Source organism: Streptomyces sp. SS7, from assembly GCF_037993025.1.
Taxonomy (GTDB): Bacteria; Actinomycetota; Actinomycetes; order Streptomycetales; family Streptomycetaceae; genus Streptomyces.
Genome location: NZ_CP141223.1, coordinates 3,002,320 through 3,016,507, shown reverse-complemented (window position 1 = coordinate 3,016,507; position 14,188 = coordinate 3,002,320). Strand labels below are relative to the sequence as shown.

The window sequence follows — 14,188 nt, the reverse complement described above, 5'->3', positions numbered from 1 at the left end:
CCCGCGTACCCGCTAGCCTTTCAGCCTCGACAGCGGTTCCCAGCAGGCGGTAGGCAGATGGACTTCCCCCCGGCCGACTTCCCGGTCTCCCCGGGCTTCCCGGCGCAGGCGCACCCCCATCCGCACAGCGGATGGCCCGGCAACGAACTGGAGGAGGTGCTCTCCGTCTCCCTCGGCGTGCCCGGCGCCGGTGCGCGGATCGTGGAGGTGCTCGGGCGCAGCTTCCTCTGGGTGCCCCTGCCCAACGGCGGCGGCCCGCACAGCGGTCCCCTCGACCTGCCCACCCTGGAGTTGGAGGGCCAGGTCTACGTGCCGGTGTTCAGCTCCGAGGAGCAGTTCCACCTGGCCGCCGGCTCGCACATGTCGTTCACGATCGCCCCGGCGGTCGAGTTCGCCCGCGGACTGCCCCCGCAGGCCGGGCTGCTCATCAACCCGGACGGCACGGTCGGCGTCCCGCTGCCCCCGGCGGCCGTGGCCGAGCTGTGCCGCGGCGGCCGCACGGTACTGGACGGACCCGCGAGCGGCGGCCGGGTCCGTCTCTTCGAGCCCGACTGGCAGGAGGACCCGATGGAGTTCCTCGGGAAGGCCTCCGCCGAGTTCGAGGCGACCGGCGTGGTCCTCACGGCCCGCCGCTGCCTCGCCGCCGTCGAGACGGCCGACCCGGTCATGTTCGTGGGCGTCGAACTCGCCCACCTGGAACCCGAGGTCCGCGAGGTCCCCCTGGACGCCCTGGGCCGCGCGATGGGCGCGGCCCCGGTGAGATGGCCGGTCAACCTGATCCTCCTGGACGTCGCCCAGGACCCGGTGGCCGACTGGATGCGCGAGCGCATACGGCCGTTCTACCTGCGGGGCCACTGAGCCGACCGGGCGCGGAGCCGTATCGGTACACGGCTCCGCCGCGGGGCGCGACGAGCGACCACGCGCCCGTACTCGCCCACGCACCACGGGCCGGGGGCGGCGGGCGCTTAAGCTGTTCACAGACGCGGGGAAACAAAGAAGAAGGGGCGGTAAACGGTGAGCGCCAGCGGCATCGCGACCGGACAGGTCGAGCACATGCTGCGCCAGGTCACGCCCGGGCGCTACGACGCCTACGAGGCCCTCCTGCGCGCGCTCGCGACCCCCGCCTCCGGCCAGGTGTGGATGCTCCTGTGGCACGGTCAGGCCGGCTCCCCGGACGCCCAGTACGGGAACATGGAGGTCGACGGCCACGGCTACGCCCCCTGTGTCACCTCCGCCCAGGAGCTCTCGGCGAGCGGCTGGAACCGCGGCTACGAGGTGGTCGACGCGGTCGACGTGGCCCGCACCCTCTACCCCGACCACTACGGCCTCTGGCTGAACCCGCACGCCCCGGGCGGCGGCGTCGGCCTCCCCTGGCTGGACCTGCGCCGGATCGCCACCGGACTGGACCGCCAGCCCGCCGGCCCCCTGCGGCTGTCGGAACCCGGCATCGAGATCCCCCAGTTCTACGCCCTCCTCGCGCAGAACGCCCACCGCACCCCCGCGGTCCGCGCGCTGCGCCGCGCCTGGGTGCAGCCGGCGCTGGGCGTCCCCTACCTGGCCATCGGGCTCGACGTGTACGACACCTCCCCGCCGGCCGTGGACGCCGTACGGGCGATGATGCAGCAGTCGATCGGGGCCGTACCGGACGGGCTGCCGGTGTCGACGGTCGCCATGACCGACGAGCACGACCCGGTGGTGATGTGGATGCGGGCCGGGGCGCGCCCGTTCTACGACCGTGAGGCCCACGTTCCGGCCGCCCCCGCGCAGGCTCCCGCGGGCGGTTACGGCTACCCGCCCGCCGGCCGGTACTGAAAAATGTGGTGAACCCTGTGTGTTCGTGTGGACGGACGGCCGTTGATCTTCGCGCGTAGATGTTGGCGATTCACCCCGCTCGCGCCCGGTGTGTCCGCATAAGTCGACGTCCGGCCCCCGTTACCCAGCGTCCGGATAACGGAACCTCCATGGTCGCATCACGTTTACGCATCCTTTCGTCGCCAACTCTGGCTACAGATCGCCAAAGCGTTGAAGACTCCCGGTCCAGGGGACTTCGTCCCTGTGTACGACGGACTGAATGTGCCGCTACAAGCGGCAAGTGCGCGCCGGTCACCGCCGGTTGAGAGGGGTCCCTGCCAGATGACGGCACCATTGCACGAGCCGACCGCGGAAGCGGCCCCGAGCGCGGCTGAAGAAGCGGCGGTCGCCACCGGCGGCGCCAAGGCCGTACAGGGCCGTTCCCTGGGCCGGATCGCCTGGGAGCGCCTGAAGCGGGACAAGCTCGCCCTGACCGGCGGCGTCGTGGTGCTTCTGCTCGTCGTGGTCTCGCTGCTGGCCCCGGTCATCACGGGCCTGCTCGACCAGGACCCGAACGAGTATCACGAGAACCTCATCGACCCGCTGTTCGGCACCCCGACCGGGTCCCTCGGCGGCATCAGCGGCGAGCACCTGCTCGGCGTCGAGCCGGTCAACGGCCGTGACATCTTCGCCCGCATCCTCTACGGCGCCCGGATCTCGCTCCTGGTCGGCTTCCTCTCCGCCGTCGTCGCCGTCGTCCTCGGCACGGTCCTCGGTATCCTCGCCGGCTTCTTCGGCGGCTGGATCGACTCCGTCATCAGCCGCGTCATGGACGGTCTTCTCGCCTTCCCCCAGCTGCTGTTCATCATCGCGCTGGTCTCCGTCATGCCCAACGACCTGCTGGGCCTGACGGGTTCCAGCGTGCGTGTGTTCGTGATGATCCTGGTCATCGGATTCTTCGGCTGGCCGTACATCGGACGTGTGGTCCGCGGTCAGACGCTCTCCCTGCGCGAGCGCGAGTACGTCGAGGCGGCCCGGTCCCTGGGCGCCGGGCGGCTGTACATCCTGTTCAAGGAGCTGCTGCCCAACCTCGTCGCCCCCATCGTCGTCTACACGACGATGATGATCCCCACCAACATCCTCACCGAGGCGGCCCTGAGCTTCCTGGGCGTCGGCGTCAAGCCGCCCACCGCCTCCTGGGGACAGATGCTCTCGAGCGCGATCGACTACTACGAGTCGGACCCCATGTACATGGTGGTCCCGGGTGTGGCGATCTTCATCACCGTGCTGGCCTTCAACCTCTTCGGCGACGGCGTCCGGGACGCGCTGGACCCGAAGGCGTCCCGCTGAACCGCACATCCCCCCGAACCGCCGCAGTACAGCTCGCAGTACAGCCCGCACGACTGCCGCACCCCCAAACGTCCCGTGGCACCGACACGGGGTCTCTCATCAATCCGGAGGATCCGAGATCGTGACTACCCAACGCACCTCAGGGCGGCGGAAGCAGGCGTTTGCCGCTGCCGCCGCGGTCGCCGCGCTGCTGACCACGGCGGCGTGCGGCGGTGGCGGAAGCGACGACAGCGGCAAGGGTTCGAGCACCGGTGCCGCCGGCTTCGACGCCGCGAACAACAAGGTCGCCCAGGCCTCCCTGGCCAAGAAGGGCGGCACGCTGAAGTTCGGTGGCGCCCAGGACGCCGACTCGTGGGACACCACGCGCGGTTACTACGGCTTCATGTGGAACTTCGCGCGCTACTACAGCCGTCAGCTGGTCACGGGCAAGACGGAGCCGGGCAAGGCGGGCGCCACCCTCACCCCGGACCTCGCGACCGGCCTGGCCAAGGTCACGGACGGCGGCAAGACCTACACGTACACCCTGCGTGACGGCGTCACGTGGGAGGACGGCAAGCCGATCACGTCCAAGGACGTGAAGTACGGCATCGAGCGCGTGTGGGCCCAGGACGTGCTGTCCGGCGGTCCCGTGTACCTGAAGGACGTCCTCGACCCCAAGGGCACGTACAAGGGCCCCTACAAGGACAGCTCCAAGGACAAGCTCGGTCTGAAGGCGATCGACACGCCGGACGACAAGACCATCGTCTTCCACCTGCCCGAGGCCAACTCGGACTTCGAGGAGATCCTCGGCCTGGTCTCGGCGTCCCCGGTCCGCCAGGACATGGACACCAAGTCCAAGTACGGTCTCCACCCGTTCTCCTCCGGCCCGTACAAGTTCGCCTCGTACAGCCCGGGCAAGGAACTGACGCTGGTCCGCAACGACAAGTGGAGCCAGGCGTCGGACCCGATCCGCAAGGCCTACCCGGACAAGATCACCGTCACGTTCTTCTCGGACGCCAACCAGCTCGACCAGCGTCTGCTCAACGGTGACCTCGACCTGGACATCAACCAGAACCGGCATGTCCCCGCAGGGCCGCACCACCGCCCTGAAGGAGCACAAGGGCAACCTGGACAACCCGGTCTCCGGCTACATCCGTTACGCGGTCTTCCCGCAGAGCGTGAAGCCGTTCGACAACATCGAGTGCCGCAAGGCCGTCATCTACGGCGCCGACCACGTGTCGCTGCAGACCGCGCGCGGTGGCCCGGTGGCCGGTGGCGACATCGGCACCAACATGCTCCCGCCGTCCGTCCCGGGCGCCGAGGGCCAGAAGTACGACCCGTACGAGATCGCCGGTGCCAACAAGAGCGGCAACGAGGCCAAGGCCAAGGAGGCCCTGAAGGCCTGCGGTCAGCCGAACGGCTTCAAGACCACCATCGCGGTCCGCAACAACAAGCCGGTCGAGGTGGCCACCGCCCAGTCGCTCCAGGCGTCGCTGAAGAAGATCGGCATCGACGCGCAGATCGACCAGTACGACGGCTCGCAGACCACCGGCATCATCGGCAGCCCCGCCAACGTGGCGAAGAAGGGCTACGGCATCATCATCATGGGCTGGGGTCCGGACTTCCCGACCGTCCAGGGCTTCGGTCTGCCCCTGTGGGACAGCAAGTACATCCTCGACAGCGGTAACTCCAACTACGCGCTGATCAAGGACAAGACGATCGACGGGCTCTTCGGCTCCTACGTCACCACGCTCGACAACGCGGGCAAGGAGAAGATCGCCACGGAGATCAACCACAAGGTCATGGAGGGCGCGTACTACCTGCCCTTCGTCTTCGAGAAGTTCATCAACTGGCGCTCGGACAACCTCGCGAACGTCTACACGACCGACAACTACAGCGGTATGTACGACTTCGTGAACCTCGGTCTGAAGAACCCCAAGAAGTAACCCCGGCCACCCGCCGAACGGCACGAAAGGCAGGTGAAGGCCGGCGCGGCGTGATCGCGGGTCACCGGGAGTCCCCCACAGCCCAAAAGGCGTGGGTGGTACCCCCACCGGTGGCCCGCGGTCCGCGGCGGGCCGAGAGCTGTGCTCGCTTACCTCATCAGGCGGCTGTTCGCCGCCGCAGTGATGCTCGTGGTCATCATCATGGTGGTCTTCGGCATCTTCTTCCTCGTCCCCAAGTGGGCGGGCGTGGACATCGCCACGAGCTTCGTGGGCAAGCAGGCCGACCCGGCCGCCGTCGAGGGCGTGCGGCAGAAGCTGGGCCTGGACACCCCGATCTACGCGCAGGTCTGGGAGTTCTTCAAGGGCATCTTCGCCGGCCGCACCTACTCGGGCGGCGGGGACACCATTCACTGCGCCGCGCCGTGCTTCGGCTACTCCTTCCGCAGCGAGCAGGCCGTCTGGCCGGTGCTCACCGACCGCTTCCCGGTGACCCTGGGGCTCGCGCTCGGTGCCGCCTTCCTGTGGCTGGTCTTCGGTGTCGCCGCGGGCGTGCTCTCCGCGCTCAAGCGGGGCACCCTGTGGGACCGCGGCGCGATGGTCGTCGCCCTCGCCGGCGTCTCCCTGCCCATCTACTTCACCGGCATGCTCAGCCTCGCGATCTTCGCGTTCGGGCTGCACTGGATCGACGCCCAGTACGTGCCGCTGGAGGACAGCTTCACCGGCTGGCTCGGCGCCATGATCCTGCCCTGGATCACCCTCGCGTTCCTGTACGCGGCGATGTACGCCCGGATCACCCGCGCCACCATGCTGGAGATCCTCGGCGAGGACTACATCCGCACCGCCCGCGCGAAGGGCCTCAAGGAGCAGACCGTCATCGGCAAGCACGCCATGCGCTCGACGATGACCCCGATCCTCACCATGCTCGGCATGGACCTCGGCGCCCTCATCGGCGGCGCGATCCTCACCGAGTCCACGTTCAACCTGCCCGGTCTCGGCCGGGCCGTGCTCGATGCCATCCGCAACCAGGACCTGCCCATCATCGTGGGCGTCACCCTGATCACCTCGCTGGCGGTCCTCTTCGCCAACCTCGTGGTGGACATCCTGTACGCCGTGATCGACCCCCGAGTGAGGCTCACGTGACCGAACTCAGCAAGAGCGGAACGGCCGTGAACGAGCCCACCTCGGCCTCCCCGGCCCCCTCCGCCTTCCTGGAAGTACGCGACCTGAAGGTGCACTTCCCCACCGACGACGGCCTGGTCAAGTCCGTCGACGGGCTCAGCTTCCAGCTGGAGAAGGGCAAGACCCTCGGGATCGTCGGTGAGTCCGGTTCCGGCAAGTCCGTGACCTCGCTCGGCATCATGGGCCTGCACACCGCCGGCCAGTACGGCAAGCGCAAGGCGCAGATCTCCGGTGAGATCTGGCTGAACGGCACCGAACTGCTCGGCGCCGACCCGGACTACGTCCGCAAGCTGCGCGGCCGCGAGATGGCGATGATCTTCCAGGATCCGCTGTCCGCGCTCCACCCGTACTACACGATCGGCCAGCAGATCGTGGAGGCGTACCGGATCCACCACGACGTGGACAAGAAGACCGCGCGCCGCCGTGCGATCGAGATGCTCGACCGGGTCGGCATCCCGCAGCCCGACAAGCGCGTCGACAACTACCCGCACGAGTTCTCCGGCGGTATGCGCCAGCGCGCGATGATCGCGATGTCGCTGGTCAACAACCCCGAGCTGCTCATCGCGGACGAGCCGACGACCGCCCTGGACGTGACCGTCCAGGCGCAGATCCTGGACCTCATCCGGGACCTGCAGAAGGAGTTCGGCTCCGCGGTCATCGTCATCACCCACGACCTGGGCGTCGTCGCCGAACTCGCCGACGACCTGCTGGTGATGTACGGCGGCCGCTGCGTCGAGCGCGGACCGGCCGAAGAGGTGTTCTACCAGCCCCGCCACCCCTACACCTGGGGTCTGCTGGGCTCGATGCCGCGGCTGGACCGCGACCAGCAGGAGCGCCTGATCCCCGTCAAGGGCTCCCCGCCCTCCCTGATCAACGTTCCGTCCGGCTGCGCCTTCAACCCGCGCTGCCCGTACGCGGACCTCCCGAAGGACAACGTCACCCGCACCGTCCGGCCCGAGCTCGCCGAGGTCGGCAGCCGGCACTGGGCGGCCTGCCACCTGGGCAAGGAGCAGCGGGAGCGGATCTGGACCGAAGAGATTGCGCCGAAGCTGTGAGTGACGAGAAAGCGGTGAAGATTCCCGCGCAGGCCGGCGAAGGCCGTCGTACCGACGGCGAGGTGCTGCTGAAGGTCACCGGGCTGCAGAAGCACTTCCCGATCAAGAAGGGCCTGCTCCAGCGGCAGGTCGGGGCGGTGCACGCGGTCGACGGCCTGGACTTCGAGGTCCGCTCCGGCGAAACCCTCGGTGTGGTCGGCGAGTCCGGCTGCGGCAAGTCGACGATGGGCCGGCTGATCACCCGGCTCCTCGAACCGACCGGCGGCAAGGTCGAGTTCGAGGGCAAGGACATCACGCACCTCGGTGTGGGCGGGATGCGTCCGCTGCGCCGCGACGTGCAGATGATCTTCCAGGACCCGTACTCCTCGCTGAACCCGCGCCACACCATCGGCACGATCGTCGGCGCTCCCTTCAAGCTCCAGGGCGTGACCCCTGAGGGCGGCATCAAGAAGGAAGTGCAGCGGCTGCTGTCGGTCGTGGGTCTCAACCCCGAGCACTACAACCGCTATCCGCACGAGTTCTCCGGCGGTCAGCGCCAGCGCATCGGCATCGCGCGGGCGCTCGCCCTGAACCCGAAGCTGGTCGTCGCCGACGAGCCGGTGTCCGCGCTGGACGTCTCGATCCAGGCGCAGGTGGTGAACCTGCTGGACGACCTCCAGCAGGAGCTGGGCCTGACGTACGTGATCATCGCGCACGACCTGTCGGTCGTCCGGCACGTCTCGGACCGGATCGCGGTGATGTACCTCGGCAAGATCGTGGAGCTGGCCGACCGCGACCTGCTCTACAAGACGCCGATGCACCCGTACACCAAGGCGCTGATGTCGGCGGTGCCGATCCCGGACCCCCGGCGCAGGAACGCCAAGAGCGAGCGGATCCTGCTCAAGGGCGACGTGCCCTCGCCGATCTCGCCGCCGAGCGGCTGCCGCTTCCACACGCGGTGCTGGAAGGCGACGCAGATCTGCAAGACCACCGAGCCGCCGCTGCTGGAGCTGCGCCCCGGTCAGCAGGTCGCCTGCCACCACCCGGAGAACTTCGCCGACCAGGCGCCGCAGGACACCGTCCTGCTGACGGTCGCGAAGGAGGCGGCGGAGCTGGTGGCCGACGAGGTTCTCGCCGAGTCGGCGGAGACCTCGGCAGCGGTGGCGGCGGAGGTCGCCGCGGACCGGCCCACTTCGCCGGAGACGGCTGAGGCGGCGGCGACCGAGGCCGCTGAGGCTACTGAGGTACGCGAGGCTGCTGCGGCAGGCGAGGCTGAGACCGAGGCTGCTGAAGTGCACGAAGGCGCTGAGGTTGCTGAGGTGCCCGAAGGCGCTGAGGTTGCTGAGGTGCCCGAGGCTGCCAAGGCCGCTGGGACTGCTGAGATCGCCGAGTCCCCCGAGGGCTCGGGGACCCCTGAGGTCGCCGAGGCCACCGAGGCGCCGGACCTCTCCAAGGCCACCGAGGCTCCCGAGATCCCTCGGATTCCCGAGGGCATCGAGACGGCGGAAGCCGTGGAGACGGCTGAGGCCAGCGGGTCTGCCGAGGTGGGCGGGGCTGGCGAGGTCGCTGAGACCTCTGAGCCCGACGAGACGCCTGAGGCCGCCGAGACCCCTGCGGCTCCCGAGGCCGCCGAGACGCCTGAGGCTCCCGAGGCCGCGGATGTCGCGCAGGCCCCCGAGGCCTCCGGGTCCAGTGACACCCCCGGGACGCCCGCGGAGCCCGCAACCCCTCGGGGCACCAAGTCCGAGAGCCAGGAGTCAACCGACAAGTAGCGCATGACGAGTTGGCAAAGTCATGCACATGTCTGAACGGGAGAGGCCAGAGTCCTCCGTGTCCGACTGATCGGCACACGCTCGAAGGGACGACCCATGGCACTCTCCCGTTCGGCACGTTTAGGGGCCCTCGCGACCGCGGCGGCCTCTTTTCTCGTCATCGCGGCCTCCGCCGCCCCCGCCCCGGGCGCCGACGGCATCGGCGACAGCTATTTCCCGCAGCTCGGCAACGGCGGCTTCGACGCCCGCCACTACGACCTCTCCCTCGCCTACGACCCCGGCACCGACCGCCTCGACGGCCGTACGACGATCACCGCCCGCGCCACCCAGAACCTCTCCTCCTTCGACCTGGACCTCCAGCAGCTGGAGGTCACCCGGGTCGAGGTGAACGGCAGACGGGCGCAGTTCACCCGCGACGGCGACGAGATCCGGATCACCCCGCGCGGAACGCTCCGCAAGGGCGGCACCTTCGAGGTCACCGTCACCTACGGCGGCGTACCCGAACCCCTCGGCGGCCCCATCGTGTTCGGCTCGGACTACGGCTGGATGAAGACCGACGACGGCGTGTTCGTCGCGTGCGAGCCCAACGCCGCCTCCACCTGGTTCCCGTCCAGCGACCACCCCTCCGACAAGGCCACCTACGACATCCGGATCAAGGCGCCCAAGGGCCTGACCGGTGTCTCCAACGGCCGGCTGGTCTCGACGTACGACAAGGGCACCTCGACGTACACCCACTGGCGCGAGACCAGGCCGATGGCGACCTACCTCGCGACCGCCACGATCGGGAAGTTCGACGTGCGGACCGGGACCACCCCCGGGGGCACCCCGATCTACGTCGCCATCGACCCCGTGCTGGCGAACAGCAACAACGTCGACGTGTACGCCGTGACGGCCGCCGCCACCGACTACTGGTCGCAGGTCTTCGGGCCGTACCCGTTCGAGGAGACCGGCGCGATCGTCGACGACATGCCGCAGGCCGGGTTCTCCCTGGAGGTGCAGTCCAAGCCGGTGTACTCGGCGGTGCGCAGCGAGTCGACGATCGTGCACGAGCTGGCCCACCAGTGGTTCGGTGACTCGGTGTCGGTGGCGCACTGGAAGGACATCTGGCTGAACGAGGGCTTCGCCACCTACGCCCAGTGGCTGTGGGCCGAGCACCAGGGCACCCGCTCGGCGCACGACTCCTTCCTCGCCGGCTACAACGCCCGCCCCGCCGACTCCTCCTTCTGGCAGATCACCGTCGGCGACCCGCAGCGCGACACGATGTTCGCCTCCGCCGTGTACCAGCGCGGCGCGATGACCCTCCAGGTCCTGCGCGAGCGGATCGGCGACACCGCGTTCTTCCGGCTGCTCCCGGCCTGGACGAAACTGCACCGCTATGGCAACGCGGACACCGCCGACTTCGTCCGCCTCGCCGAGAAGATCTCCGGGCAGCAGCTGGACGACCTCTTCCAGACGTGGCTGTTCACCACAGGAAAACCCGCCCTCTGATGCCATGCTGCCTGGCTTTGTAAGGTGCATCCGGACTCTCGGGTGACAATGTAAAGGTGTTCCAGCAAATCTTCAGCCCCTCCGTCCAGCACACGCTCGATCTGGCCGGCATCTTCGTGTTCGCCATCTCCGGTGCGCTGCTGGCCGTGCGCAAGAACTTCGACGTGTTCGGCATCGCCGTGCTCGCCGAGGCCACCGCGCTGGGCGGAGGGCTGATCCGGGACGTGATCATCGGCGCGGTGCCCCCGGCCGCCTTCACCGACCTGGGGTACTTCCTCACCCCGCTCCTCGCCGCCCTGCTGGTGATCTTCCTCCACCCGCAGGTGGAGCGGATCCAGTCGGCCGTGAACGTCTTCGACGCGGCGGGCCTCGGTCTGTTCTGCGTCACCGGCACGACGAAGGCGTACGACCACGGCCTCGGCCTCACCGCGTCGGCCGCCCTCGGCCTCACCACGGCCGTCGGCGGCGGTGTGCTGCGGGACGTGCTGGCCAACGAGGTGCCGTCGCTGCTGCGCTGGGACCGCGACCTGTACGCGGTCCCGGCGATCGTCGGCGCCACCCTGGTGGTGATCTGCATCCGCTACGACGTGCTCACCCCGCTGGCCAGCGGCCTCGCGGCCGCTACCGCTTTCGTCCTGAGGCTGCTCGCGATGCGGTTCCACTGGCGAGCGCCTCGCGCGTGGAACCGCCGGTCGACGGTACGGGAGGAGTAGTCCCCGTGTCCCCCGTGCCCTCCATGGCCCGCCGGGCGCTGATCCGGTGCTGGTCGAGCTGGGTGCTCAGCCAGCGGAACGCCGGTACCACCTGCGGCCGCCACAGCGCCATGGTGTGTCCGCCCGCGCTCCTCGGGATGTACACCACGTGCACGGCCGTCGGGGCCTTCGCCTCCTTCTGGAGCGCGAGGGCGGCCTCGTAGCCGTCGCCCGGCTGCCCGGAGAGGTAGAGCGCCACGGCCGGCGGGGCGGCCGCGCGGGCGAGCATCAGATAGGGGTTGGTGGCCCGGCGCAGGGCCGGGTCCTGGGCGGCCAGGGAGTCCCGCTCCCCGATCGGGTCGTTGTAGCCGGACATGCTCACCGCCGCCCGGTAGCGGTCGGGGTGGGCGACGGCCAGCTTGATGGCGCAGTGCGCTCCGGCCGAGTACCCGGCGACCGCCCAGCCCTTGGGCGCGGGCTGGGCCCGGAAGTTGTCCATGACCATGCGGGGCACGTCGATGCTCAGCCAGGTGTCGGCGTTCACCGTGCCGGGCACGTTGGCGCAGCCGGTGTCCACCCCGGGCAGCAGGGTGGTGCGCGGCGCCACCAGGATGAACGGCGCGACCTTGCCCTGGCGCATCAGCGGTTCCAGCTGGGCGGTCGCGCGCAGCGAGCCGAACCAGGACTTCGGGGAGCCGGGGTAGCCCGGCAGCAGCTCCACGACGGGGAACCGCTGGTGGGCGTAGGCGGCCTCGTGGTACTGCGGGGGCAGCCAGACGTAGACCTCGGCGTCGACCCCGGAGACCCGGCCCCGGAGCTGGGTGACGCGGACCCCGCCGGCCTGGTGCATCCCCGCCCCCTGGGCCTGGGTGAACCGCTGTCTGACCCTCGGCAGCCGCTTCAGCGAGATGCCGCCCGTGCCGTCGGCGCCGAGGTCGGCGGCCTGCTGCACATGGTTGCTCGTGCCGAGCAGGTCGGACCAGTTGTCGTAGAGGTTGTTGGCGTTGTTGACCAGGACGAAGACCAGTGCCACGGCCGTCCCCTGCGCGAACACCAGCATCAGCATCCGGGCCGCGCCCCGCAGGAATCTCGGTCCGCCGATGCGCGACCACAGGACGAGGGGGAGCGCGACGGCGACGACGGCCAGCACGATCAGGGTGTAGAGGAACGCAGTACCGGTGAGGCTCATGTCCCCATAGAGGAGATGCCGGGTCCCGGGGTTGACGGATGAGTACGGACACTTACCGAGAAATTGCCCGGGTCTCACTTTTCCAAAAAGCTACTGCTTAGTAATCGCCTGTTGTACGGTTCACCCATGCCAGAAGCAGCTACCGCGGCGGCCGAGCGGGCCACCATCGGCGACAGCGAGTTCGACCGCGACACCGCGCTCACCCGGCGCGCCCCGGGCGTCTACGACATCGACCTCTCCGCCGGCTGGACGATCATCAACGCCGTCAACGGCGGGTATCTGCTCGCCGTCCTCGGCCGTGCCCTCGCGGACGCCCTGCCGCACCGCGACCCGTTCACCATCTCGGCGCACTACCTCACCGCCTCCCAGCCGGGCCCGGCCCTCGTCCGCACGGAGGTGGTCCGCACCGGCCGCACCCTGTCGACCGGCCAGGCCTCGCTCCTGCAGTACGACGAGAACGGCGCCGAGGTCGAGCGGATCCGCGTCCTCGCCTCCTACGGCGACCTGGACTCCCTGCCGGACGACGTCCGTACGACGGCCGAGCCGCCGGCGTTCCCGCCGCTCGACCAGTGCTTCGGCCCCGAGGACGGACCGGCCCCCGTGGACGGCAGCTCCGCGATCACCGAGCGCCTGATGCTCAAGCTCGACCCCTCCACCCTGGGGTGGGCCCTCGGCGCGCCCTCCGGCAAGGGCGAGATGCGGGCCTGGTTCGGCCTCAAGGACGGCCGCGACCCGGATCCGCTCTCCCTCCTCCTCGCCGTCGACGCCCTCCCGCCGACCGCCTTCGAGATCGGCCTGAGCGGCTGGGTGCCCACGGTCGAGCTCACCGTCCACGTCCGCAGCCGCCCGGCCCCCGGCCCCCTGCGCGTCTCCATCACCACCCGCAACCTCGCGGGCGGCTTCCTGGAGGAGGACGCGGAGGTCTGGGACAGCACGGACCGCCTGGTGGCCCAGTCCCGCCAACTGGCCCGCGCCCGCCTGGCCTGACGGCCGGCGTGCGCTTGTGGCCTACGGGGCCCGGTCGGCCCGGGAGCGGTCCGGTGGCCGCACCGTACGGGAGGAGGCTCGAGCGGCTCCGGCGTGCCGGAAGGTCAGCCGAGCGGCTTTCGGCCCAGCCAGGCCGCCAGGCGGGTGTAGGCGTCCGCTCCCTCGGGGACCGGGCGGGCCGAGCCGAAGGGGGTGCGGCTGTCGCGTTCGGGGTCGGGCAGGTTGAGGTGGCCGGCCGCGAGGGCGAACTCGGCGAGCTCCGGGTCGAGGGCGACGGGGTGACCGAGGGACTCGCCGAGGTCCCAGGTGTGGGTCACGATCTCCATGACGTATCCGGAGAGGGCCGCGTGGCCGGGGACCTCTCCCCACGGCACCCGCACCGGCGCCGCCATCCGGTCCTCGCTCTCCCAGGCCTTGACGGCCCGGGACCGGACCGCGTCGTAGGCCTCCGCCCAGCCGTCGTCCGCGACGCCCTCGGCGAACGGCGGCTCGGCGAGGCCGTCGCCGCCCTCGCCGACGATCGCGATCCGCCGGGTGCCGCCGACGATGTGGCTCAGCAGCGTCCGTACGTCGAACTCGGCACACGGGGTCGGCCCGTCCAGCTGTTCGGGCCGCACCGTCCGGATCAGCGCGGCGGCCTGCCCCGTCGCGCGGCTGTAGACGGGGCGGGGGTCGGTGGGGTTCATGGGCACAGGCCTTTCCTCGGTTCCTGGGGTGGACACGGCACGCATGCTGGCCGCATAACCTGACATCCGCCGTCAGCATTTGTCCGGCCGTCCCG

Annotated in this window: 10 protein-coding genes and 2 pseudogenes; 10 read left to right on the top strand and 2 right to left on the bottom strand. The window is 69.9% G+C overall.

Annotated features, from left to right (window positions below; all coding sequences use genetic code 11):
• Window positions 1–57 precede the first annotated feature (57 nt).
• The 9 genes and pseudogenes from U5640_RS13745 (at window position 58) to U5640_RS13705 (ending at window position 11,252) form a co-directional block, all read left to right on the top strand.
• Complete coding sequence (locus U5640_RS13745) at window positions 58–858, top strand: enhanced serine sensitivity protein SseB (RefSeq protein WP_340376092.1); 801 nt, start codon at window positions 58–60, stop codon at window positions 856–858.
• A 156-nt stretch (window positions 859–1,014) separates the two neighbouring features.
• Entirely contained in the window at window positions 1,015–1,812 is a 798-nt protein-coding gene (locus tag U5640_RS13740; RefSeq protein ID WP_340376091.1) for an enhanced serine sensitivity protein SseB C-terminal domain-containing protein, read from the top strand.
• 321 nt (window positions 1,813–2,133) lie between these two features.
• The gene (locus U5640_RS13735) at window positions 2,134–3,141 is read left to right on the top strand and encodes an ABC transporter permease (protein WP_340376090.1); all 1,008 of its coding nucleotides are present in this window, start codon (window positions 2,134–2,136) and stop codon (window positions 3,139–3,141) included.
• Window positions 3,142–3,262: 121 nt separating this feature from the next.
• Window positions 3,263–5,066: pseudogene (locus tag U5640_RS13730) on the top strand (ABC transporter substrate-binding protein).
• A 141-nt stretch (window positions 5,067–5,207) separates the two neighbouring features.
• The gene (locus U5640_RS13725; protein ID WP_340376089.1) at window positions 5,208–6,206 is read left to right on the top strand and encodes an ABC transporter permease; all 999 of its coding nucleotides are present in this window, start codon (window positions 5,208–5,210) and stop codon (window positions 6,204–6,206) included.
• Entirely contained in the window at window positions 6,203–7,300 is a 1,098-nt protein-coding gene (locus tag U5640_RS13720) for an ABC transporter ATP-binding protein (protein ID WP_340376088.1), read from the top strand. The genes U5640_RS13725 and U5640_RS13720 overlap by 4 nt, the downstream gene beginning before the upstream one ends.
• A gap of 14 nt (window positions 7,301–7,314) precedes the next feature.
• A pseudogene (locus U5640_RS13715) lies at window positions 7,315–8,454 on the top strand (dipeptide ABC transporter ATP-binding protein); the annotation flags it as partial.
• 693 nt (window positions 8,455–9,147) lie between these two features.
• Window positions 9,148–10,539, top strand: coding sequence for a M1 family metallopeptidase (locus tag U5640_RS13710; protein ID WP_340376087.1), 1,392 nt, complete (start codon window positions 9,148–9,150; stop codon window positions 10,537–10,539).
• A gap of 56 nt (window positions 10,540–10,595) precedes the next feature.
• The gene (locus tag U5640_RS13705) at window positions 10,596–11,252 is read left to right on the top strand and encodes a trimeric intracellular cation channel family protein (protein WP_340376086.1); all 657 of its coding nucleotides are present in this window, start codon (window positions 10,596–10,598) and stop codon (window positions 11,250–11,252) included.
• Here the strand turns inward: U5640_RS13705 and U5640_RS13700 are convergent.
• Entirely contained in the window at window positions 11,161–12,420 is a 1,260-nt protein-coding gene (locus U5640_RS13700) for an alpha/beta hydrolase-fold protein (protein ID WP_340376085.1), read from the bottom strand. The two genes, U5640_RS13705 and U5640_RS13700, sit on opposite strands and share 92 nt — an antisense overlap.
• Before the next feature lie 126 nt (window positions 12,421–12,546).
• Between U5640_RS13700 and U5640_RS13695 the strand changes: the two genes are divergently transcribed.
• Entirely contained in the window at window positions 12,547–13,407 is an 861-nt protein-coding gene (locus tag U5640_RS13695) for a thioesterase family protein (RefSeq protein ID WP_340376084.1), read from the top strand.
• A 104-nt stretch (window positions 13,408–13,511) separates the two neighbouring features.
• Here the strand turns inward: U5640_RS13695 and U5640_RS13690 are convergent, their stop codons facing one another.
• The gene (locus tag U5640_RS13690; RefSeq protein WP_340376083.1) at window positions 13,512–14,093 is read right to left on the bottom strand and encodes a TIGR03086 family metal-binding protein; all 582 of its coding nucleotides are present in this window, start codon (window positions 14,091–14,093) and stop codon (window positions 13,512–13,514) included.
• Window positions 14,094–14,188 lie beyond the last annotated feature (95 nt).

What these genes read in the sequence shown, in the direction of transcription:
- U5640_RS13745 (WP_340376092.1), top strand. Translation starts at nt 58, where the DNA reads ATGGACTTCCCCCCGGCCGACTTCCCGGTCTCCCCGGGCTTCCCGGCG.
- U5640_RS13735 (WP_340376090.1), top strand. Translation starts at nt 2,134, where the DNA reads ATGACGGCACCATTGCACGAGCCGACCGCGGAAGCGGCCCCGAGCGCG.
- U5640_RS13710 (WP_340376087.1), top strand. Translation starts at nt 9,148, where the DNA reads ATGGCACTCTCCCGTTCGGCACGTTTAGGGGCCCTCGCGACCGCGGCG.
- U5640_RS13700 (WP_340376085.1), bottom strand. Translation starts at nt 12,420, where the DNA reads ATGAGCCTCACCGGTACTGCGTTCCTCTACACCCTGATCGTGCTGGCC.
- U5640_RS13695 (WP_340376084.1), top strand. Translation starts at nt 12,547, where the DNA reads ATGCCAGAAGCAGCTACCGCGGCGGCCGAGCGGGCCACCATCGGCGAC.
- U5640_RS13690 (WP_340376083.1), bottom strand. Translation starts at nt 14,093, where the DNA reads ATGAACCCCACCGACCCCCGCCCCGTCTACAGCCGCGCGACGGGGCAG.